Source organism: Rhodococcus sp. USK13, assembly GCF_018343855.1.
GTDB classification, from domain to species: Bacteria; Actinomycetota; Actinomycetes; order Mycobacteriales; family Mycobacteriaceae; genus Rhodococcus_F; species Rhodococcus_F oxybenzonivorans.
Map to the genome: position 1 here is coordinate 1873238 of NZ_CP069242.1, position 22919 is coordinate 1896156.

Sequence of the window (22919 nt, forward strand, 5' to 3'; positions counted from 1 at the left end):
ATACTAAATGTGACGGTGGCAGGCAGTCGGCCCGCCACCCGGTCGCGATAGGGTTTCCTTATGACCGATGACGCTGCGCCGGTGCCTGTCGAGGTGCCCGAGCGCCTCGACTTCTGGTCGTTCATCGAGCTGGCCAACCGACGTCTGAGCACCGAGTACGGATCGACGCACCAACTGGCGACGCAGGTTCTGCTCACACTGAACCGAGCGTCCAATGTGGTGACCTACGACCTCGAGTCGTCGATCCACCGCCCGCGAGGGCTGTCGTGGTCGTCGTTCCGGCTGATGTTCGTCACCTGGCTGGCCGGGCCGATCGATGCGAAGAGTGCGGCCGAGCTCACCGGCATGAGTCGGGCTGCGGTCTCCAATCTCACGAAGTCCCTGGTCGGCGCCGGTCTGATGGAACGAACACCCGATGAGCGGGACGGCCGATCTGTGCAGCTGTCGCTCACCGAGCGCGGTCGCCGGGAGATCGGGGAGATCTATCGTGAGCAGAACGAGCGCGAACATGCGTGGGCGAGCGTGCTCACCGAACCTGAGCAGCGCATCCTCGTCATGCTGCTCGACAAGCTGATCACCAACCGTAGCCAGTTCGACGTTCGCGGACGCAACTAGATCCTTCCCGGCGTCGTTATCGGTCTGTGCTTGCCATCACGCCCTCAAACTAGTTAATGTGTTTACTAAGCGACGACACATCGAGGAGGCCGGTCATGGCGTTCTATCGGCAGGCGGGCAACATCCCGCCGAAGCGGCACACGCAGCACCGTGACGAGGACGGTCAGCTCTACTTCGAGGAGTTGATGGGTGAGGAGGGTTTCTCCTCCGATTCGTCGCTGCTGTACCACCGGCACATTCCCTCGGCGATCGTCGACGCCACGGTGTGGGAGCTGCCAGACCAGACAACCACGCCCAACCATCCGCTCTCGCCGAGGCACCTGAAGCTTCACGACCTCTTCCCGGAGTCGGTATGGGCGGGAACCGACGCCGTAACCGGACGTCGGTTGATCCTCGGCAACGGTGACGTGCGCATCTCGTATGTCGTCGCCGGCAAGGAATCGCCGCTCTACCGCAACGCTCTCGGCGACGAGATGGTGTACGTCGAATCCGGCGCGGCCACAGTGGAAACAGTTTTCGGTGCGCTCGAGGCGAAGCAGGGCGACTACGTCCTGATCCCGATGTCGACCACCCATCGGTGGATTCCGACCGGTCCGGACCCGTTGCGCGCCTACGCAATCGAGGCCAACAGTCACATCGTCCCGCCGAAGCGGTACCTGTCTCGGTTCGGGCAGCTGCTCGAGCACGCACCATATTGTGAACGCGACCTCCACGGTCCCGGCGAGACATTGCAGGCCGAGGGCACCGACGTCGAGGTGCTCGTCAAGCACCGCACCTCGCACGGCATCGTCGGCACCCGGATGGTGTACGCCAAACATCCGTTCGACGTGATCGGGTGGGACGGTTGCCTCTACCCGTACACCTTCAACATCTCCGACTACGAACCCATCACCGGGCGCGTGCACCAGCCGCCGCCGGCGCATCAGGCGTTCGAGGGCAACAACTTCGTCATCTGTAACTTCGTGCCCCGCAAGGTCGACTATCACCCCCTGTCGATTCCGGTGCCGTACTACCACTCCAACGTGGACTCGGACGAAATCATGTTCTACTGCGGCGGCGACTACGAGGCCCGCAAGGGTTCCGGCATCGGACAGGGTTCCATCTCAGTCCATCCCGGCGGGCATGCCCACGGTCCGCAACCCGGTGCTTACGAACGCAGCATCGGGGCCGAGTTCTTCGACGAACTCGCGGTCATGGTGGACACCTTCCGGCCCCTCGAGCTCGGCGAAGGAGCGCTGGCGTGCGAGGATTCGGGCTACGCCTGGACCTGGGCGGGACGGGGGCCGGCGCAGTGACCGGCATTCCCGCGCTCTTCACTGGTCTGTGCGACGACGCCGCCCTGTTTCCCCCCGGCAATGCGCCCTTGCCCGATGCCATCCCCGCGCACGCACGTCACCGGACATCACCGTACGCAGACCTGGTCGGCCCGTTCGTCTTTCCGGCGTCCCGGGTGAACGAACTCTCCCCGGCCGAGCTCGACGTGAGTCTTACTCTGCCGGGCGGCCCTGCCACTCTCGAGGCCGCGCTCACGCGCATTGCCGCGGTGGAGGGAGTCACCCCAGTCGCCCTCGAAATCGCGGTTCCGGCGGAGCAGTCGGCCGCGGACTTCATGACCGCAGTGCAGGCCCTCGAGACCTTGACGGCCGGACTCGATGTGTTCGTCGAGATTCCACGCGACGAGAGGCGTCGTGAAGTGCTGGCCGCACTCGTGGGTACGGCGGTCTCGGCCAAGTTCCGTACAGGCGGTGTCGTTGCGGAGGCCTACCCGGACGAAGGTGAACTCGCCGCCGCCATCCACACCGTGGTCGCGACCGGGGTCCCTTTCAAAGCGACGGCCGGACTGCACCATGCCGTGCGGAACACGGACCCGGACACTGGGTTCGAGCAGCACGGTTTCCTCAACGTGCTACTCGCCACCAGGCACGCACTCGGCGGCGCCACGGTCACCCAACTCGCCGCGACACTCGCCGAACGCGACGGCGCACTTCTCGCGCAGGAGCTCGGTGACCCCTCCGGCGACGTGGTCGACGCCGTGCGCTCCTCGTTCCGTTCTTTCGGAACCTGCAGCGTCCTCGAGCCGCTCGAAGACCTCGTCGGGCTGCAGCTCGTTCCGTCATCCGTCCTCTCCACAGAACAGGGAACCTCCAAATGACCACGCTCTACATCCCCGACGATTCGCTTTTCGGGATCGACAACCTGCCGTACGGCGTGTTCTCGACCGCCGGCTCGGCCCCACGGGTCGGCGTGCGGGTGGGGGATTCCGTCGTGGATCTCGCCGTCGCGCTCGGTGAGGACGTCTTCGCGCAGCCGACCCTCAATGCCTTCATGGCGCAGGGCAGGGACCGTTGGGTGGAGGTCCGCCGGCAGATCACCGAACTGGTGCAGGGAGACGTCGACTCGGCTGCAGTGTTCGCGGTCGACAAGGTCACCATGCATCTGCCGGTGGATGTGGCGGACTACGTCGACTTCTACGCGTCCGAGAACCATGCCACGAATCTCGGACGGCTGTTCCGGCCCGACTCCGAGCCGCTGATACCGAACTGGAAGCACCTGCCGGTCGGGTACCACGGTCGGTCGAGCACCGTCGTCGTGTCGGGCACCGACGTCATCCGGCCGTGCGGGCAACGCAAAGCCCCGGCTCAGGACGCCCCCGACTTCGGTCCGTCCCTCCGCCTCGATATCGAGGCGGAGATGGGTTTCCTCGTCGGCGTCCCGACGAAGCTGGGGGAGACCATCACCCCGGACCAGTTCGCGCAGTACGTGTTCGGCGCCGTGGTCGTCAACGACTGGTCGGCCCGCGACATCCAGGCGTGGGAGTACGTGCCGCTCGGCCCGTTTCTCGGCAAGAGCTTCGCCACCTCCATCTCGCCGTGGGTGGTGCCGCTGCTCGCCCTCGAGGCCGCTCGCATCGACACCCCGACCCAGGATCCCGAGCCGCTGCCGTACCTGCGCGGCGAGGAGAAGTGGGGCCTCGACATCGATCTGACCGTCGAGTGGAACGGGCACGTCGTGTCGCGGCCGCCGTACGCGCAGATGTACTGGTCGCCTGCGCAGATGCTCGCACACACCACCGTCAACGGTGCCGCCGCCAGTACCGGCGATTTGTTCGCGTCGGGCACCATCTCGGGTCCCGAGAAGAATCAGCGCGGTGCCTTCATCGAACTCACCTGGGGTGGCAAGGAACCGGTCCAGGTCGGCGACGAGACCCGTACCTTCCTCGAGGACGGCGACGAGATCGTCATCTCCGCCACCGCACCGGGCCCGAACGGCAGTCGCATCGGCTTCGGTGACGTCCGCGGTCGTATTCTGCCGGCAACACCACCTGTGAGTACTTCTTAACCGCGGACGGTTGACAAGTGCTCACAGGTGGTAGGCAGTAGGCATGACCCAGAACTTCGTGGACACCACCGTCGAGCCGGACAACGGCGTCGCGTTCCTCACCCTGAATCGGCCCGAACAGCGCAATCCGCTGTCGTCCGAGGCGATGCGGGAGGTCACCGCAGCGCTTCGGAAACTGGGCGGCGACGACACCACCCGTGTCGTCGTCATCAGGGCTGAAGGACCGGTCTTCTCCGCGGGGCACGATCTGAAGGAGATGATCGGTCGCACCCTCGAGGACGAGCAGGCGATTTTCGACACCTGCGTGGAAATGATGCAGACGGTTCAGGACATTCCGCAGCCGGTGATCGCGTCGGTGCAGGGCGCCGCTGTCGCGGCGGGCTGTCAGCTGGCCGCGTCGTGCGACCTCGTGGTGGCGTCGTCGGATGCTGTGTTCGGGACTCCGGGTGTGAAGATCGGACTGTTCTGCTCGACTCCGATGGTGGCGCTCAGCCGCACGATCGGGCGGAAGCGGGCGCTGCAAATGCTTCTCACCGGCGACACGATCGACGCGGCGACGGCCGCCGACTGGGGGTTGGTCAACATCGTTGTCCCCGCCGCGAAGCTCGCGGACGAGACCACTGCCCTCGCCCGGAAGATCACGCAGGCCAGTCCACTGACGGTGAAAATCGGCAAGCAGGCCTTCTACCGGCAGATCGAATTGCCGCAGAATCAGGCGTACGAGGCCATGGCCGACACGATGGCGGCCAATGCCGTCACGTGTGACGCGCAGGAAGGCATGCAGGCGTTCGTGGAGAAGCGGGCGCCGCAGTGGCAGGGGAAGTAGGCGTCGGCATGGTGAAACCTCTGGCGGCATAGTTGGACGTCCTATAACCTTCGGGCATGAGTCTGGATCCGCGTACCGACACCGTCGACGGAGTGCTCCGCCGCTCGGCGGCCAAGTTCCCCGACCGAACGGCTCTGCTCTTCGAGGAGCGCACATGGACGTACCGCGAACTCGACGACGCGGTGAGCAGGGCCGCCGCGTACCTGCGGTCCCTCGGGCTTCGGACGGGGGACCGCGTCGCCGCGTACGGCACCAATTCGGATGCCTACGTCATCGGGTTTCTCGCCTGTTCGCGTGCCGGTCTGGTGCACGTACCCGTCAACTACGCACTGAAGGGTGACGAGCTGACCTACCTGGTGACGCAGTCCGGCAGCAGTGCGGCACTAGTGGACCCGGCGCTGGCAGGAACACTCGACTCCGTCCGCGATGGGCTCGACCTGCGCCACGTCGTACCCCTGCGCGACGCCGAGGGTTCCTTGCTGTCCCACAGCAGTTCCGGTGACGTACCCGTCCTCGCGGAGCCGGTCGCCTCTACCGACCTGGCCCAATTGCTGTACACGTCGGGCACGACATCGAAGCCGAAGGGCGCCATGATGACTCATGGTGGCCTCGTGTGCGAGTACGTGTCTTCCGTGATCGCGCTCGCGCTGAACGACCGCGACAATCCGTTGATCTGCATGCCGCTCTATCACTCGGCGGGCATGCACGTCTTCATGTTGCCCTACCTGTCGGTGGGAGCTTCGGTGAATCTCATGCAGGCTCCGGACATCCCGGAGATTCTGCGGCGAATCGAGGCCGATCGCATCGGATCGCTGTTTCTCGCCCCGACGGTGTGGGTGCCGCTCGCCGGACATCCGGATCTCGAGACACGCGACCTGTCCTCGCTGAAGAAGGCGCAGTACGGCGCGTCGATCATGCCGGTGACGGTGCTGAACAGGCTGCGTGAACGCTACCCCGACCTCGGCTTCTACAACTGTTTCGGGCAGTCCGAGATCGGTCCGCTGGCCACGGTGCTGCAACCGGAGGAACATGAGGATCGGCCGTCGTCGTGTGGCAAGGCGGTGTTCTTCGTCGAGACGCGGGTGGTGGATCCGGACGGCAACGACGTCCCGGACGGCACCCCCGGTGAGGTGCTCTACCGTTCACCCCAGCTGTGCCTGGGGTACTGGGACAACCCCGACGCCACCGCGGAGGCGTTCCGCGACGGCTGGTTTCACTCGGGTGACCTGGTCACGCGCGACGCGGACGGCTATATCACCGTGGTCGACCGCATCAAGGATGTCATCAACACCGGCGGCATTCTCGTGGCCTCACGGGAGGTCGAGGACGCCGTCTACACGCATCCGGACGTGGCGGAGGTGGCCGTCATCGGGACGCCGGACGACAAATGGATCGAGGCGATCACCGCGGTGGTGGTGCTGCGGGAGAACGCTGCCGGAGTGACACCCGACGGGCTCATCGCGCACGTCAAGGAGCGCATCGCGCCGTTCAAGGTGCCGAAGCAGGTGGTCTTCGTCGACGAACTGCCTCGCAATCAAAGCGGCAAGTTGCTCAAAAGGGAACTGAGAGCGGCACTCTGATCACCGCCTGGTCGACGCCCTCTCGACGAGTTCGACGGGAAGTTGCACCGACTCCACGTCGTGACCGGCGATCAGCGACAGCAGGTGACGCACGCCTGTCGCCCCGATGAGACGGGCCGGTGATCGCACCGTCGTCAGCGGCACCGGTAGCTGGGCGACCACCGGAATGTCGTTGTAGCCGACCAGTGCGAGGTCGTCCGGTATGCGCAGACCGAGGTCGCGGGCGACACCCAGAACACCGATGGCGATGGTGTCGCTGACGGTGAAAATCGCGTCGGGACGTGCGTCGCGGTCGAGTAGGATGCCGGCGGCTTCGACGCCACCCGACACGTCGAAGTCCGAGCGGACGAGGCGGTTCGCGGGCAGTGTGATCCCGTCTTCGGCCAGCGCGTCGCGGAACCCTGCCACCCGGCCGCGGGAGGTGCTGGCGTGTTCGGGCCCCGCGATGACGGCGACGTCGGTGAAACCCCGATCGAGGAGGTGCCGGCCGGCGAGGTATCCGCCCCGGTGGTCGTCACCGGCCACGAACGGCAGGCCGACGTCGGCATGCCGGTTGAGTTGGAGCATCGGCAGAGCACCCACCGACAGCGATTCGACGAACTCCTGTCCGGGGCTGTGCAGGCTGCTGAGCAGCAGCCCGTCCACCTGCCTGCTGACGAGGAACTCGATGGCTTTGCGCTGGGCATCGAGATCGTCCGGCGGGCTGGACAACAGCACCGAATATCCTGCGGCCGTAGCGGTCTCCTCGATGCCCTGGAACATGGTCGCGACCACGCCGTCGGTGAGTCGCGGCATGACGACACCGAGGGTGGTGGTCTTGCGCGTCCGCAGGCTGGCGGCCCACAAATTCGGCTGGTAGCCGAGTTCGACCGCCACCTCGCGGACCCGTAGCGCGGCCTCCGACCAGCCGTCCGCGGGTTCGGGCTGCCTGAGCACGCGGGACGCCGTCGATACGTGGACCCCGGCGCGTTCCGCGATCTCTCGCAGGGTCGGCGGACGCCCGGAGGTGCGTGTCGGGCGGTCCGGCAAGTTCACAGGCAATCCTCGCGCTCGGGGGTGGGGGTACGGCCTGCCGCGTGGTTGACGGCAAGCGGGAACGCGCCCTAGTCTACGTGACGAAATCGTTTGTGCAATCGTTCTCGCGAACGTTTGCACACCAGCCCCACCGGCCCCGTGGAGGAACCATGTCCGACCCGCAGTCCCTGTCCCAGCTCTTCGCTCTCGACTCCCTCCTCGACACCGAGGAGATCGCGATCCGCGACACCGTGCGCCGCTTCGCCGACGAGCGCATCCGCCCCCACATCGGGGAGTGGTTCGAGGCCGGGGCGCTGCCGGTGCGCGAGCTGGCGGAAGGCCTCGGTGAGCTCGGCGTGCTGGGTATGCACCTCGAGGGGTACGGCTGCGCCGGTATGAGCGCCACCGCCTACGGTCTGGCCTGCCTCGAACTCGAGGCCGTCGACTCCGGAATCCGGAGCCTGGTATCGGTGCAGGGCTCGCTGGCGATGTACGCGATTCACCACTACGGCAGCGAGGACCAGAAGCAGGAGTGGCTGCCCCGCATGGCCGCCGGCCAGGCGATCGGTTGCTTCGGCCTCACCGAGCCCGACTTCGGTTCCAACCCCGCAGGCATGCGCACCAATGCCAAGCGGGACGGTGAGGACTGGATTCTCAACGGCACGAAGATGTGGATCACCAACGGGTCCGTCGCGGACGTCGCGGTCGTGTGGGCGCGCACCGACGACGGCATTCGCGGATTCGTCGTGCCCACCGATACCCCCGGCTTCTCGGCGCCGGAGATCAAGCACAAGATGTCGCTGCGGGCGTCCGTCACCTCGGAACTCGTGCTCGAGGATGTCCGGCTGCCCGCTTCCGCAATGCTGCCGGAGGCCAAGGGGCTGTCCGGTCCGCTCGGCTGCCTCAACGAGGCCCGATTCGGCATCATCTTCGGTGCGATGGGTGCCGCCCGCGACTGCCTCGAGACCGCCATCTCCTACGCCCAGGACCGTCAGGTGTTCGACAAGTCGTTGGCCGCCTATCAGATCACTCAGGTGAAGATCGCGGACATGGCGCTCGAGGTCGGCAAGGGGCACCTGCTCGCTTACCATCTCGGACGTCTCAAGGACCGCGGCGAGGTCCGGCCCGAACAGGTGAGCACCGGCAAGCTGAACAACGTCCGCGAGGCCATCGCCATCGCCCGCGAATGCCGCACCATTCTCGGTGCCAATGGAATCACGTTGGAGTACCCCGTCATTCGGCATGCCAACAACCTCGAGTCCGTACTCACCTACGAGGGTACGTCCGAGGTGCACCAACTCACCATCGGGAAGGCGTTGACGGGCGAGGCCGCGTTCAGGTGAGCGGGTCGCTCGAGTCGGGTCGGCGTGCTTCGCTGGACGGTCTGCTGATCGCCGATTTCGGCCGGGTGCTGGCCGGACCGTACGCCACGATGCTTCTCGCCGATCTCGGCGCCGAGGTGGTGAAGGTCGAGCGCGCCGGCGTCGGGGACGACACCCGGCAGTGGGGGCCGCCGTGGGTGGGTGAGGAGTCGACCTACTTTCAATCGGTGAACCGCAACAAGCAGTCCGTCGCGTGGGACTTGCGCAACCCCACCGACCTGCAACAGGCGCGGGAACTCGTCGCCCGAGCGGATGTCGTGGTGGAGAACTTCCTGCCCGGCACGATGGACCGCCTCGGCCTCGGCTACGACGCGGTGCGGGATTCCAATCCCGACGTCGTCTACTGCTCGGTGACGGGGTTCGGTGGGCACAACAACCTGCCCGGCTACGACCTGCTCATCCAGGCAGTCGGCGGGTTGATGAGCATCACCGGTCCCGAACCCGGCGTCCCGACCAAGGTTGGGGTGGCCGTCGTCGACGTCATCACCGGGCTGCACGCCGCGGTCGGGATCCTGGCTGCGTTGCGTCACCGTGACCGGACCGGCGAGGGACAGCGGGTCGAGGTGAACCTGCTGTCGTCGTTGCTGTCCGCCCTCGTGAACCAGACGTCCGGGTATGTGGGCGCGGGTGTCGTTCCGCAGGCCATGGGCACCCGGCATCCCAGCATCGCGCCGTACGAGGTATTCGACACCGGAGACCGCCCGCTCGTGCTCGCGGTGGGCAACAACCGCCAATTCACCTCTCTGATAAAGGTTCTCGGAGTTCCGCACCTCGCCGACGGCGAGCGGTACGCCACCAACACGCAACGGGTGGCGCACCGCGAAGAACTGGTCCGGGACCTCACCGAGGCGCTGTCCGCAGGATCTGCGGATGAATGGTTCGAGAAGCTGACCGCGCAGGGTGTCCCGTGCGGGCCGCTCAACGACATCGCCGATGCGGTCGCGCTGGCCGAGCGGCTCGGCCTGAATCCGGTGGTCGAGATCGACGATCCACGCCGGGACACACCGGTACGACAGGTGGCGAACCCGATCCGGCTCAGTGCCACTCCGGCGAGGTACCGCAGCGCGCCGCCGCTGCTGGGAGAGGACACCCCTGTGAGTACTTCTTAACCCCTCGTGGTTAAGAAGTACTCACAGGGGGACTTTCCTAAGAGAGTGTTAGGAACCCCCGCGGACCCTTCCGAATGTCTGTGACCTGCCCCACTGTGGTGGGAACGGAGAGATTCAGGACATCGGAAGGAGTCCGCGTGAGCACCACACAGACTGGTGAGCGCCGAGTGATCGGCAACGTCTTGAAAGGTTCGGTCGGTAATCTGATCGAGTGGTATGACTGGTACGTCTACGCGGCGTTCAGTGTGTACTTCGCGAAGGAGTTCTTCCCCGAGGGCGACACCACGGCCCAGTTGCTCTCGACAGCAGCTGTTTTCGCAGTCGGATTCCTGATGCGGCCGATCGGCGGCTGGGTCATGGGGCGGTACGCCGACCGGCACGGCCGCCGCTCGGCGCTCACCTTGTCGGTGACCGTGATGGCGGCGGGCTCGCTCGTCATCGCACTCACGCCGTCGTACGACAGCGTCGGACTGGTGGCTCCGGTGCTCCTCGTGCTCGCCCGCATGCTCCAGGGATTGTCGGTCGGCGGTGAATACGCCACCAGCGCAACCTACCTCGCCGAGGTCGCCTCACCGGGTCGGCGCGGGTTCTATTCGAGCTTCCAGTACGTCACCCTCGTCGCCGGACAGCTGTTCGCGCTGGGTGTGCAGATCGTCCTGCAACTGCTGTTGCCTGCCGAGGCCATGCAGTCGTGGGGCTGGCGAATTCCGTTCGTCATCGGTGCGGCAGGTGCCGTCGCGGTGATGTGGCTGCGTCGCACGATGGACGAGTCCGAGGCTTTCACCGACGAGGTGGAGTCGAAGCGTGACACAGACACCCCGGACGACGGGCCGAAGGAAGGTTCGCTCCGGATGCTGCTGCAGTATCCACGCGAGTGCCTGCTGGTGTGTGCCCTCACACTCGGTGGGTGTGTGGCGTTCTACACGTACACCACGTACATGCAGAAGTTCATGATCAACACCTCCGGCATCTCCAAGGACACGGTCGCATGGATCAACTTTGCGGCCCTGTTGGTCTTCATCGTGTTGCAGCCGCTCGGCGGAGCCCTGTCGGACCGCATCGGCCGCCGCAAGCTGCTCATCTTCTTCGGTGTCGGTGGAACCCTGCTGACGGTCCCGCTCATGACCGTGCTGGGAAACACGTCGAATCCGCTGGTTGCCTTCGGGCTGATGATGCTGGGTCTCACCGTCGTCACCGGATACACGTCGGTCAACGCGATTGTAAAGACCGAGCTGTTCCCGACCAAGGTCCGCGCGCTCGGAGTCGGACTGCCGTACGCCCTCACGCTGGCGATTTTCGGCGGCACGGTCGAGACCGTCGCCCTCGCCCTGAAACGGGCCGGTCACGAATCGCTCTTCTTCTACTATGTGACCGGATGCATCGCGATCTCGCTCGTCGTCTACGTCTTCATGCGGGAGACGTCGGAAGGCTCGCCGCTCGACCGGGCGAGCAGCCGGGCCGACAGCCCGGACGACGATGTCGAGCTGGTCGACTCGCGGGGCTGATCGAAGGGAACGGACAGTGCAGATCGCGGTGGTCGAGGACGACGACGGAGTCGGCGACGCACTCGTGGAGGCGCTGGCGAACCACGGCCACGACACGGTGCGCATGCGACGCGGCTCCGACCTCCTCCTCGGCCATCGCGGTATGGACGCGGTGATCCTCGATCTCGGTCTCCCCGATGCGGACGGCCTGCAGGTGCTTCGGCAGCTGCGGGCCGTCAGCGACGTTCCGGTCGTCATCCTCACCGCCCGCGACGACGAGCGTTCGGTGGTCCGCGGGTTGCGCGGCGGGGCTGACGACTACCTCGTCAAGCCGGCGCGTCTCGCGGAGTTGCTGGCCAGGCTCGACGTGGTGACCCAGCGCCGCCGAGCCGCAGAACGACCGGCCTCGCAGCAAATCACCGAAGGCGACGTAGTGGTCGACCTGGCGGCACGCGAAGTGGAGGTCGCAGGCGAACCGATCGCGCTGACGACCAAAGAGTTCGAGCTTCTCGAGGTGCTCGTCACCCGGCCCGGCGCCGCCGTGAGCCGCCAGCAGCTGATGGACGCCGTGTGGGGCGACGCCTATGTGGCGATCTCACGCACCCTGGACGTGCACATGACCGGACTGCGAGCGAAACTTGCTCGGCCGGGTCTCATTTCGACTATCCGCGGGTACGGTTACCGCTGGGGTACCTGACGTGCGGCGACGGGTCCTCGCCGTCCTGCTGGTGTTCGCGACCCTCGCGGTGGTGGCGTTCGCGGTTCCCCTCGCTCTGGCCACCGGTGCCGGGAGAACGCAGGCCCTCCGGTTGAGCCGGGAAGCGGATGCGACACATTTCGCCAGCCTCGCCGGACAGACGCAGGCCACCGGCAGCGCTGCGTTGTTGCGGGAGGAGGTGGCGCGCTACCACGAGTTGTACGGCGAGGGAGTTCTCATCGTGGACGCTCGGGGTGGTGTCCGCGCCGGAGCGGGGCTGTCGCCGGCCGACCCGGGCGTGGGCGAGGCGATCACGGCCGGACTCCGAAATCAGAAGCAGGGCATCGGCGGTTCGCTGGCACCGTGGTCGGCGGACCGTGTCCTCTCGGCCGTCCCCGTCGGCACCGGAGCGCAGGTCGACGGCGCCGTCGTCCTCGAGGTGTCCACCCGAGCGGCGCGCGAGTCGATCCGGACGTCGTGGCTGGTGATCACCGCCGGGGCGCTCGCGGCGTTGGTGGCGGTGACCGCTGTGGCCATCGCGCTGTCGCGCTGGACCGTTCGTCCACTCGGCGCACTGACCGCCCGCGTCGGTGCCCTCGCGGACGCCGTCCCGTCGCCGAAGCCGTGGACCCGTCGCGCTGCCGCCAACTCGGGGGGCCGCTACACCGGACCGCCGGAGGTGCAGGAACTCGCCCGGGCCTTCGACACCATGGCGGGTGCGGTTCAGGCTTCCGCCCACGCGCAGCGCCGACTCATCGCCGATACCGCGCATCAACTTCGGAACCCCCTGGCGGCATTGCATATCCGACTGGATTCGCTCGCCCCGCACATCCGCGAGGCGGGGGCGGAAACCTATCGCCGGACGAGTATGGAAGTGGACCGCCTCGGCGGAATCCTCGACGGACTGCTGGCATTGGCAGTCGCCGAGTCACCCGCCGAGACTTCGCACGGCGGCTGCGACGTCGGCGCAGTGGTCGCCGACCGGCTCGACGCGTGGGCGGAGGCACTGGCGGAGTCGGGGATGGTCGCGACATCGGACGGTCCCGACGAACCCCTGTTCGCCGACTTCCGGTCCAGCCAGCTCGCTCAGATCCTCGACGTGCTGCTCAGCAACGCGCACACCTACGCGGGTTCCGGGTCGACGGTGCGGATCGACACGCGGAAGACGGAGTCCGGCATCCGTATCCGGGTGAGCGATGACGGCGTCGGGGTGTCCGAAGACGAGGTCGACAAGTTGTGCTCGCGCTTCTTTCGCGGGTCCGGATCCGGCGGGCCGGGCACCGGGCTGGGGTTGTCCATCGCCACCGCTCTCGCTGACAACGGTGGTGGTTCCCTCACGGTGGCGTCCGCGCAGCCGCACGGTCTCGAGGTAACCGTGACGCTGCCGGAATCGCCCGACGGTACCGGGGAGGCGATGTGATTTCCCGGCGCGAACTGTTCCGCGGTCTCGCCGCCACCGCAGTGGCCGCGGTGGCCGGCTCGGGCGTCGCCTGTTCCGGTGGCAGCCGTGAACAGCTGCGACTCGCCGCCGGTGAGGAAGGTGGATTCTTCTGGGAGTTCGCACAGCTGACCGCTGCTGCCGCGGCACGTGCCGACCTGGGTGTGACGATCGTCCCGCTGCGGACTGCCGGGTCCGTCGACAACCTCGCGGCGCTGGGGTCCGGGGAAGCAGAGCTCGCCCTGAGCCTCGCCGACGCCGCGGTGACGGCCATGGACACTGCCGCGGTGACGGCCATGGACACTGCCGCGGTGTCGGCCAGAGATGCCGTCGCCGATTTCACCGCCATCGGCAGGGTGTACGAGAACTACATGCAGCTCGCGGTGCGCGCCGATTCCGGGATCGAGAACACGTCCCAACTTGCCGGAGCGCGAATAAGTTTGGGAGCGCGAGGATCAGGTGCCGAACTCACCGCTGAGCGGATTCTCGAGGTGCTGGGCCTCGGCCGTCCCGGCGACGTCACGCGCCTGCACCTGTCGATGACGGACGCGGGCCACGCTCTGCGCGACGGCAGCGTCGACGCCGTCCTGTGGGCAGGCGGAGTGCCCACACCATCGTTTGCGAACCTGGGTATCGCGCTGCGACTCCTCGATCTGTCCGCAGAACTAGAGTTGCTGCGACAACGGTTCGGCCCCCGCTACGAGTCCGTGCTCATTCCGCCGGGCACGTACGGAAGTGAGACACCGGTCGCGACAATCGGTTTGGCCAACCTTCTCCTCGCCGGCCCCACGGTGACCGACAACGCTGCCGGTGCACTCGTGGAAGTGTTGATCGACCATGCCGCGGAACTGGTGCCGGAACAGGCGACGGGCAGCCAGTTCCTCGATCGGCAGTCGCTGATCGTCACCGCCGGAGTGCCGTTGCACCCTGGTGCCGCCGCGGCGTACCGGAGACATCACGGCTGAGCCGGTCGATCACTGCACCTGGTCGATCACTGCACCTGGGCGACGACGAAGATGCGCCGGAACGGGAAGAACGTGCTGCCGTCCGGTTGCCGAGGGTACGCCGCGTCGAGCAGCGGGACGAGCTCGTCGCGGAAGCGGTCCCACTCCGGCGCCGCGAGGGCGTCCTTGACCGGGCGGAGCGCAGTGCCGGTGATCCACTCCAGAACCGGGTTCTCCCCGGTCAGCTGTTGCACGTACGTGGTCTCCCAGGCGTCGACGGTGCACCCGGCGTCGGCGAGTAAACAGGCGTAGTCGGTGGGATCGTCGACGACCTTGTTTTCCCGGAACGGCGCGTCCGGCAGCAACCGGGACCATCGGCCGCTCGACGCGAGGTCTCGGACGACGGTATGCGAGGGCGCGTCGAAGTTGCCGGGAACCTGCACTGCGATCCACGCCCCCGACGTCAGTTGGGTCGCCCAGCGACGCAGCAGCTGCCGGTGTTCGGGCACCCACTGCAGGGCGGCGTTGGAGACGACGACGTCGGTGTCGGGCTTCGGCGTCCAGTCGCGCACGTCCTGCCTGCTGGCGTCGAGGCCGCGTTCACGCGCGGCCTCGACCATCTCGGGTGAGCTGTCGGAGGCCTCGAGGACGGCGTCTGGCCATCGTTCGGCGAGGCTGACGGTCAGGTTTCCCGGGCCGCAGCCGAGGTCGACGACGCGGCGCGGTGACCGCGCGTCGACTCGGGACAGCAATTCGTAGAATGGGCGCCCGCGATGGTCCGCGAAGGCGAGGTACTTGTTCGGATCCCACATGTAGTCCTCCTCGCCCGGAACAGTACGCCCATACTGTTGGTCAGAGGCCCAGATCCTTGGCGATGATCGTCTTCATGACTTCGCTGGTGCCGCCGTAGATGCGGGACACCCGGGTGTCGGCGTACAGGCGCGCGATGGGGTACTCGAGGACGTAGCCGTATCCGCCGTGCAGCTGCAGGCACTTGTCGATCACCCGGCCCGCGGCCTCGGTGCAGAAAAGTTTGACCTTCGCCGCGTCGGGCACGGACAGTTCACCGGCGTCGTGGAGTTCGAGTGCGCGATCGGCCATCAGCTGGATTGCTTCGACCTCGGTGGCGCACTCGGCGAGCACGAATTTGGTGTTTTGGAATGCTGCCACCGGTTTTCCGAAGACGTTGCGTTCCTTGACGTAGGCGAGGGCGTGTTGCAACGCGGCCGCGGCGGTGGCCGACGCGCCGAGCGCGATGGTCAGCCGCTCCTGCGCCAGGTTGTGGGTGAGGTAGCTGAATCCGGCACCCTCCTCACCGAGCCGATCCTCGACCGGAACCTTGACGTCCGTGAACGACAACTCGGCGGTATCGGACGCCCTGAGGCCGATCTTCTCGATCTTACGGCCCACCGCGAAACCCTCGGCGGCGGTGTCGACGACGAGAATGGACAGCCCCGCCCGGCGGTTCTCTTGCGTGCTGGGAGCGGTGCGGCACACCACGAGAATGCGGTCGGCGAGCGCGCCGCCGGTGATGAACGTCTTGGCGCCATTTAACACGTAATGGCTGCCGTCCCCGGACAGCTTGGCCGAAGTCGCGATGTTGGCGAGATCGGAACCGGTGCCGGGTTCGGTCATTGCGATGGCGAACATGATGTCGCCCGAAGCGAATCCCGGGAGCCAGCGCTGCTTCTGCTCATCGTTCGCGTATTCGAGCAGGTACGGCAGGATCAGATTGGTGTGCACCGAGAAGCTGCCGAACGTGACACCGGCCGCCGCCGTCTCCTCACCGACCACCGCGGAGAACTTGAAACTCTTCTCGCCGCCCCCGCCGTACTCCTCCGGCACCTGGATCCCCAGCACCCCGAGCTCGCCGAGCCGACGATAGAAATCACGCGGGGGATGTCCCTGTACCTCCCAATCATGGTGGACGGGAGCCACTTCCTTGGCGATGAAGTCGCGGATCGTCTTCCGGAACGCCTCGTGATCTTCGTTGAACACCGTACGCTGCACGGATCTCTCCTTCGATTTACAGTGCGTAACTACGCAGTACGCCCTTGCTGATGATCGTCTTCTGAATCTCGCTGGTGCCTTCGCCGATGAGCAGGAACGGTGCCTCACGCATGAGCCGCTCGATCTCGTACTCCTTCGAGTAACCGTAACCGCCGTGGATACGGAAGCTGGCCTGGGTGACCTCCGAGCAATACTCGCTGGTGAGGTACTTGGCCATGCCGGCGGCCACGTCGTTGCGCTCGCCGGAGTCCTTCAGTCGTGCGGCATTGACCATCATCAGGTGCGCCGCTTCGACCTTCGTCGCCATCTCGGCGAGGCTGAACGCGATCGCCTGATGCTGCGCGATCGGCTTACCGAACGTACTGCGCTGCTGCGCATATCGGGCCGCCAACTCGAACGCGCGGATCGCCACACCGCACGCGCGCGCGGACACGTTGACCCGTCCGACCTCGATCCCGTCCATCATCTGGAAGAAGCCTCGACCCGGTGTGCCACCGAGGATGTCATCGGCCGCGGCGGTGTAGTTGTCGAACAGGAGCTCGGTGGTGTCGATGCCCTTGTACCCCATTTTGTCGATCTTCCCGGGGATGGTGATGCCCGGGACGACCTCACCGAATCCGGCGGGCTTCTCGATGAGGAACGCGGTCAGATTGTCGTGCTTCTTGGCGGCACCTTCCTCAGTACGAACCAGGGCGGCGACGAGGGTGGAGCTGCCACCGTTGGTCAGCCACATCTTCTGGCCGTTGATGACGTAGTTTCCGTCGGCGCCGAGCTTGGCCTTGGTGCGGATGGCGGCTACGTCGGAGCCGAGTTCCGGCTCGGACATCGAGAAGGCCCCGCGAACCTCACCCGTCGCCATCCGGGGAAGGTAATGCTCCTTCTGGGCATCGGTGCCGTGCTGACGCAGCATGTAGGCGACGATGAAGTGAGTGTTGATCACCCCGGAGACGCTCATCCAGCCCCGCGCGAGTTCCTCGACGCACAGGGCATAGGTGAGGAGGGATTCGCCGAGGCCGCCGTACTCCTCCGGGATCATCAGCCCGAACAGGCCCATGTCGCGCATCTTGTCGACGATGGCCTGCGGGTAGGTGTCGGAATGCTCGAGTTCCTGTGCGACGGGGATGACGTCGCGATCGACGAAGGTTCGCACGGTGTCGATGATCTCGGTCTGGAACTCGGTGAGGCCGAGAGTCTGGGCGAGGCGGCTCATAGGGGTCCTCCGAGTACGAGTTGTACCGAGCAGGGGAGTGCGGAACCGGGGCGCGGACGAGCGCCTCGGGAGCCGCGAGGTCGGATTTCAGCTTGCCCGACTTCCCGTGGAGCGGCTAGAGGCCTTCGGCTATCGGTCGGATAGCGCACTCCAATGCTTCTTGCATCTCCCTTGTGACCTGCGGCGGCCCTGACCCATAGGTAGTGGCAGCCGGTGCGTTCGCCGAGTGCGTATTGATCGGGTGGGCCCGCATCCGTTGAATGGGCTTGACGCTGTGACCTGCACCACCCATTCTCCGAAGGGATCACCAGGTGACCCACTCCACCGCCACCCTCGACGCACCCGTCGACATCGGCTCCGAGTCCCGCCGCCGTGCGTGGGGCTTGACCGCCCTCCTCGTGTTGCTCTACGTCGTCAACTATGCCGACAAGGCCGTACTCGGCATCATCGCTCAACCGCTCGCCCAGGAGCTGGGACTGAGCTCCTCCCAGATCGGTCTGGTCGGGAGCTTGTTCTTCCTGACCTTCACGATCGGCGGATTCTTCGCAGGCGTGCTCAACCGATGGATGTCCCTGCGGTGGGCGCTCGTGCTACTCGCGCTGGCCTGGTCGGTGGCCATGCTGCCGCTCGTCGTCGCCGCAAGCTTCGTGGTGCTACTCGGCAGCCGACTACTCCTCGGCCTCGCCGAGGGCCCGAGCTCGGCGCTGCTGCACACCGGGGCGTACTCCTGGCACGCGCCCGCAAAACGCGGACTGCCCAGCGCGCTGCTGGCCGGCGCGGCATCCATCGCGAAGATCGCTGTTGCTCCGGCACTCGCATTCGTCACCGTCACGTTCGGCTGGCGCTACGCCCTGATCGCGCTGTCGGTGATCGGAGTCGTCTGGTGTGCCGTCTGGCTGACCGCGTGGTCCGAGGGTCCCTACATTCGCAGCGGCAAGAGCGCGACCACCGCTCCCGACGGTGACGCCGGTGAGCCCGCCGTACCGTGGAGTCGTATCTTCCGGACACGCACGTTCATCAGCGGCGCCCTCCTCGTCATGAGCGTGTACGCACTGGTCGCAGTGGTGCTCACCTGGCTGCCCTCCTACTTCGAGGTCGGCCTCGGCTACAGCCGCCTGCAGGCCGGATCGATGTTCGCCTTCCCGAGCATCGCGGGGCTGATCCTGATGCTCCTCACCTCCGTGATCGGCGACCGCCTCCTGGTGCGCGGCTCGACGTCCCGGATCGTGCGGATCATCGTCCCGGCCGTCGGGGTGCTCATCTGCGGAGCGATCCTTCTTGCCCTGCCGTCCATCGACACCCCCGCCCTGGCCGTGCTCGTCGTGTCGGTCGGGTACGGTTTCGCCGCCTCGGTGTTCCCGCTGCTCAACTCCGCGATCTCCGAGATCTGCCCGCCGCGTCAGACGGCCGGCACGCTCGGGGTGTTCCTCGCGATCATGGCGGTCGGCGGCCTCGTCGCCCCGTATGCGACCGGCTTGATCGTCGACGCCGCCAGTTCGCCGGCCGCGGGCTACGCGACCGCGTTCCAAGCGCTCGGTCTGGTCGCCGCGGTATGCGCCGTCCTCGCGTTGATCCTGGCCAACCCTGAACGCGACAAGAAATTGGTTCGAGGCGACAGTGTGAGGAGCACGCGATGAATGATGCAGTAATTATCGACGCAGTCCGCACACCTATCGGCCGGCGCGGAGGGTCCCTTTCGGATATTCATCCGGCCGATGTGTCGGCCCACGTGCTCGAAGCCCTCGTTGCCCGTACCGGTCTTTCCCCGGACGAGGTCGGCGACGTCATCTGGGGTTGCGTCAGCCAGGCAGGCGAGCAGGCGGGCAACGTCGCCCGGACCGCGGTGCTCGCCGCCGGCTGGCCCGAGAGGGTGCCCGGCACCACGCTCACCCGGGCGTGTGGATCGAGCCAGCAGGCGGTGAGCTTCGCCGCCGCTACCGTAATCGCCGGCCACGAGGACATCGTCGTCGCCGGCGGTGTCGAATCGATGAGCCGCGTTCCGATGGGCAGTGCCAGCAAGAACGGCGAGCACTTCCCGGCAACCGTTCTCGACCGGTACGGCGTCGACGGCTTCAGCCAGGGCACCGGCGCAGAAATGGTGGCAGCGAAATGGGGATTGACTCGTCGGGTGCTCGACGAATACGCCCTCCGCTCTCACGAACTCGCGGCGCGTGCCGCTGACCGCGGCGCCTTCGACGGGCAACTCGCACCGATACCCGGCGTGCTCGAGGGAGATGAGGGAATCCGCCGCGGTGGTTCGCTCGAGTCCCTCGCGAAACTGAAGACCGTGTTCAAGGACGACGGCGTGATCCACGCGGGCAACTCGTCGCAGATTTCCGACGGCGCGGGGGCGTTGTTGATCACCACGAGCGACAAGGCTGCGCAGCTTGGACTGCGTCCGATGGCCCGGATACACACCAGCGCGGTGGTCGGTGACGACCCCGTCATCATGCTCACCGGTCCCATCGCAGCCACGGACAAAGCCCTCTCGCGGGCAGGACTGACCATCGAGGACATCGGCGCGTTCGAGGTCAACGAGGCCTTCGCTCCGGTTCCGCTGGCCTGGCAGGCGGAGACCGGTGCCGTCATGGACCGGCTGAACCCGGTCGGCGGCGCCATCGCCGTCGGGCACCCGCTCGGTGGATCGGGAGCGATCCTGATGACCCGGCTGGTCCATCACATGCGCGACAACGGCATCCGATACGGCCTCCAGACCATGTGTGAGGCAGGCGGACTCGCCAACGCCACCATTCTCGAACTTCTCTGAACCACCACTTTTCCGAAGGGACCCCACAGGCAATGGAACTCAAAGGCATCTCCACCGCGGTGACCGGCGGCGCGTCGGGACTCGGACTCGCCACCGCCCGCCGACTGGTGGACGCCGGGGCTCAGGTGACGCTCATCGACCTTCCCCACTCCGAGGGTGCGGCGGCGGCGAAAGAACTCGGCAGCGCAGCGCAATTCGCCGCGGCCGACATCACCGACCCCGAACAATTCGCCGCGGCCCTCGACGTCGCCGACGAACGAGGTGGACTGCGCGGCATCGTGCACTGCGCCGGCGCGGGACGACGAATGCGGATCCTGGACAACGACGGCAAGGCCGGCTCACTCGAGGATTTCGAGTTCGTGATTCGCCTCAACCTCGTCGGCTCGTTCAACGCTCTGCGGTTGGGAGCGGAACGAATCGCCCGCCACGACGAGATCGACGGCGAACGCGGCGCGATCGTGCTGACTGCCTCCGTGGCGGCATTCGAAGGTCAGATCGGCCAGATCAACTACACGGCGTCGAAGGCCGGAATCGTCGGAATGACCGTCACGGCGGCGCGGGATCTGGCCAGCCGAAACATCCGGGTGTGCACCATCGCCCCGGGAATCATGGACACCCCGCTCCTCGCGCGCCTGCGCGAAGACGTGCGGGCGTCACTCGAGAAATCCGTACCCAGCCCGTCGCGGCTGGGCAAGCCCAGTGAGTTCGGGCAACTCGCCTGCTCGATCCTCGAGAACGGCTACCTCAACGGTGAGACCATCCGCCTCGACGGTGCCATCCGCATGGCACCCCGCTGACCAGTGAGGACCCACGTGAACAAGCCGGTACTGCACTACCCGGAACTGACCATGGCGGCCTTTCCGCCCAGCATGGCGGCCCTGTACGGAGACCGGGCCGCGGTGGTCGACGGCGACACGGTGTGCACCTACCGTGAACTCGACCAGCGATCGGGTGCATTCGCGTCCGCGTTGCGGGACGCGGGCGTGACCGAACGTGACGTGGTGCTCCTGCACCTCGGCAACTGCATCGAGTTCGTGGTCGCGTACTACGGCGCCCTGCGGGCCGGCGCAACCGTCACCCTGGTCAACCCGCTGCAACCCGTGCCGGGACTCCGCACACAGATTGTGGAAACGGGTGCGGTCGCGGCCGTGACCCAGCCCGGGCAACTGGACAACCTCATCGCGGCTGCCGACGGCACCACCGTCCGCACGATCGTGGTGGCGGGACTGCCCGCCGGGCAAGGTCGCGGACAGCTCGGATTCGACGAGTTCGTCCGCGGGTACGTCGCCGCACCGTTCCCTTCGACGGTGACCGGAGACGACGTGGCCCACCTCGCCTACACGGGCGGCACCACCGGCCTGTCGAAAGGTGTTCGGGTACTGCACCGCAACGTCCTCGCCAACGTGATCCAGATGGTCGCCTGGCGAGCGGGACATGCGGTGTGTGCCACCGCTGACGGTGGGATCGAGTTGCGACCTCTCGAGGAACTGGGGGATCGCGGTGTGGAACCCGGGGTAGGGGCGACGGTCGTCGTGTCGCCGCTGTTCCATGCCCACGCCCTGATCAACATGTCGTTCCTGCTGCTCTGCGGGGCGACTCAGGTGTTCGCCGGCCGGTTCGAACCCGGCAGGATGCTGGAACTGATCGAGCAGCACCGTGCCACCTACATCACGGGAAGCCCGGCAATGTGGCATGCGGTCGCCACTCATCCCGACGCGGCGACCCGCAACACCGATTCGGTGCGCGTCGTCTCCTCCGGTGCGGCCCCGATCGACCACGTCACACTCGAGGCACTCGGCCGCGCGTTCCCCTCGGCGAAAGTGGTCGAAGGGTACGGGTTGACCGAAGGCACCTGTCTCGTCGCGTCCGCGCCGCTGACCGGAGCCGACGCATACAAACTCGGGAGTGTGGGTCTGCCGGTGTTCGACACCGAAGTGCAGATCCGTGCAGCCGACGATTCCGGGGCCGTATTCGACGCCCACACCCGCGGCAAGCTGTGGGTCCGCGGCCCGCAGGTCACCGACGGTTACCTGAATCTGCCCGAGATCACCGCTCAGCAATACGTCGACGGCTGGCTCGATACCGGTGACATCGCGTACGTCGACGAGGACGGTTACCTGTTCATCTGCGACCGCACCAAGGACATGCTGATCTACAAGGGCTACAACGTGTATCCGCGTGAGCTCGAGGAGATTTTGGTCTCCCACCCGGACGTCTCCTCCGCTGCCGTCGTCGGCAGAGAGGCCGGCAGCGTCGGTCAGGAGCCGGTGGCGTTCGTCGTCCCGATGCCGGGGGCGGCGGTCGATCCGGATGCGGTGTCGGCGTTCGTGGCCGAGCGGGTGCTGCCGTACAAGAAGGTGCGTGACGTGGTGGTGGTGGAACAGTTGCCGACGTCGGCGGCGGGAAAGATTCTCAAGACGACTCTGCGGAAGTTGCTCGAGGTCGCAGCTACCTAGAGAACCACGAAAGCTACCGGCCCCCAACGCTCTCAGCGGTGGGGGCCG

At 66.5% G+C, this 22919-nt stretch carries 20 protein-coding genes; 16 read left to right on the top strand and 4 right to left on the bottom strand.

Features of this window, described 5'->3' with window-relative positions; genetic code table 11:
* The first annotated feature begins 60 nt into the window (after positions 1-60).
* The 6 genes from JQT59_RS11495 to JQT59_RS11520 all read left to right on the top strand — a co-directional run bounded on the left by JQT59_RS11495 (position 61) and on the right by JQT59_RS11520 (position 6360).
* A complete protein-coding gene (locus JQT59_RS11495) occupies positions 61-615 on the top strand; it encodes a MarR family winged helix-turn-helix transcriptional regulator (protein ID WP_159923716.1) in 555 nt (184 codons plus the stop codon).
* A 95-nt stretch (positions 616-710) separates the two neighbouring features.
* Entirely contained in the window at positions 711-1910 is a 1200-nt protein-coding gene (locus JQT59_RS11500; RefSeq protein WP_213576246.1) for a homogentisate 1,2-dioxygenase, read from the top strand.
* Positions 1877-2767: a hypothetical protein gene (locus JQT59_RS11505; protein WP_502939846.1), complete on the top strand. Its 891-nt coding sequence runs from the start codon at positions 1877-1879 to the stop codon at positions 2765-2767. The genes JQT59_RS11500 and JQT59_RS11505 overlap by 34 nt, the downstream gene beginning before the upstream one ends.
* The gene (fahA, locus tag JQT59_RS11510) at positions 2764-3954 is read left to right on the top strand and encodes a fumarylacetoacetase (protein ID WP_213576247.1); all 1191 of its coding nucleotides are present in this window, start codon (positions 2764-2766) and stop codon (positions 3952-3954) included. The genes JQT59_RS11505 and fahA overlap by 4 nt, the downstream gene beginning before the upstream one ends.
* A 43-nt stretch (positions 3955-3997) precedes the next feature.
* On the top strand, positions 3998-4780 hold the full coding sequence (locus JQT59_RS11515; RefSeq protein WP_213576248.1) for an enoyl-CoA hydratase: 783 nt from the start codon (positions 3998-4000) through the stop codon (positions 4778-4780).
* Positions 4781-4836: 56 nt separating this feature from the next.
* On the top strand, positions 4837-6360 hold the full coding sequence (locus tag JQT59_RS11520; protein WP_213576249.1) for an acyl-CoA synthetase: 1524 nt from the start codon (positions 4837-4839) through the stop codon (positions 6358-6360).
* On the opposite strand, the gene JQT59_RS11525 is transcribed toward JQT59_RS11520, so the two are convergent.
* Positions 6361-7395, bottom strand: a complete 1035-nt coding sequence (locus JQT59_RS11525) for a LacI family DNA-binding transcriptional regulator (RefSeq protein ID WP_213576250.1) — start codon at positions 7393-7395, stop codon at positions 6361-6363.
* Positions 7396-7544: 149 nt separating this feature from the next.
* Between JQT59_RS11525 and JQT59_RS11530 the strand changes: the two genes are divergently transcribed.
* The 6 genes from JQT59_RS11530 (at position 7545) to JQT59_RS11555 (ending at position 14449) form a co-directional block, all read left to right on the top strand.
* Complete coding sequence (locus JQT59_RS11530; RefSeq protein WP_213576251.1) at positions 7545-8717, top strand: acyl-CoA dehydrogenase family protein; 1173 nt, start codon at positions 7545-7547, stop codon at positions 8715-8717.
* Positions 8714-9865 (top strand): CaiB/BaiF CoA transferase family protein, encoded by a 1152-nt coding sequence (locus JQT59_RS11535; protein WP_213576252.1) that lies wholly within the window; start codon positions 8714-8716, stop codon positions 9863-9865. Before JQT59_RS11530 ends, JQT59_RS11535 begins: the two co-directional genes overlap by 4 nt.
* Before the next feature lie 137 nt (positions 9866-10002).
* Complete coding sequence (locus tag JQT59_RS11540) at positions 10003-11370, top strand: MFS transporter (RefSeq protein ID WP_213576253.1); 1368 nt, start codon at positions 10003-10005, stop codon at positions 11368-11370.
* A 16-nt stretch (positions 11371-11386) separates the two neighbouring features.
* Positions 11387-12046 (top strand): response regulator transcription factor, encoded by a 660-nt coding sequence (locus JQT59_RS11545; RefSeq protein ID WP_159923734.1) that lies wholly within the window; start codon positions 11387-11389, stop codon positions 12044-12046.
* A 1-nt stretch (position 12047) separates the two neighbouring features.
* Entirely contained in the window at positions 12048-13466 is a 1419-nt protein-coding gene (locus JQT59_RS11550) for a sensor histidine kinase (protein WP_213576254.1), read from the top strand.
* Positions 13463-14449, top strand: coding sequence for a TAXI family TRAP transporter solute-binding subunit (locus JQT59_RS11555; RefSeq protein ID WP_213576255.1), 987 nt, complete (start codon positions 13463-13465; stop codon positions 14447-14449). The genes JQT59_RS11550 and JQT59_RS11555 overlap by 4 nt, the downstream gene beginning before the upstream one ends.
* Positions 14450-14475: 26 nt before the next feature.
* Here JQT59_RS11555 and JQT59_RS11560 read toward each other — a convergent pair whose 3' ends face one another.
* The 3 genes from JQT59_RS11560 to JQT59_RS11570 are packed head-to-tail and all read right to left on the bottom strand — an operon-like array spanning position 14476 to position 17648.
* A complete protein-coding gene (locus JQT59_RS11560; protein ID WP_213576256.1) occupies positions 14476-15240 on the bottom strand; it encodes a trans-aconitate 2-methyltransferase in 765 nt (254 codons plus the stop codon).
* 40 nt (positions 15241-15280) lie between these two features.
* Positions 15281-16438, bottom strand: a complete 1158-nt coding sequence (locus tag JQT59_RS11565; protein ID WP_213576257.1) for an acyl-CoA dehydrogenase family protein — start codon at positions 16436-16438, stop codon at positions 15281-15283.
* Positions 16439-16454: 16 nt separating this feature from the next.
* A complete protein-coding gene (locus JQT59_RS11570; RefSeq protein WP_213576258.1) occupies positions 16455-17648 on the bottom strand; it encodes an acyl-CoA dehydrogenase family protein in 1194 nt (397 codons plus the stop codon).
* Between the two features lie 311 nt (positions 17649-17959).
* On the opposite strand from JQT59_RS11570, the gene JQT59_RS11575 reads away from it, so the two are divergent.
* The 4 genes from JQT59_RS11575 to JQT59_RS11590 are packed head-to-tail and all read left to right on the top strand — an operon-like array spanning position 17960 to position 22871.
* Complete coding sequence (locus JQT59_RS11575) at positions 17960-19285, top strand: MFS transporter (RefSeq protein WP_213576259.1); 1326 nt, start codon at positions 17960-17962, stop codon at positions 19283-19285.
* Positions 19282-20415: a thiolase family protein gene (locus JQT59_RS11580; RefSeq protein ID WP_213576260.1), complete on the top strand. Its 1134-nt coding sequence runs from the start codon at positions 19282-19284 to the stop codon at positions 20413-20415. Before JQT59_RS11575 ends, JQT59_RS11580 begins: the two co-directional genes overlap by 4 nt.
* Before the next feature lie 32 nt (positions 20416-20447).
* The gene (locus JQT59_RS11585) at positions 20448-21212 is read left to right on the top strand and encodes an SDR family NAD(P)-dependent oxidoreductase (protein ID WP_109333685.1); all 765 of its coding nucleotides are present in this window, start codon (positions 20448-20450) and stop codon (positions 21210-21212) included.
* 51 nt (positions 21213-21263) lie between these two features.
* On the top strand, positions 21264-22871 hold the full coding sequence (locus tag JQT59_RS11590) for a class I adenylate-forming enzyme family protein (protein WP_213577644.1): 1608 nt from the start codon (positions 21264-21266) through the stop codon (positions 22869-22871).
* Positions 22872-22919 lie beyond the last annotated feature (48 nt).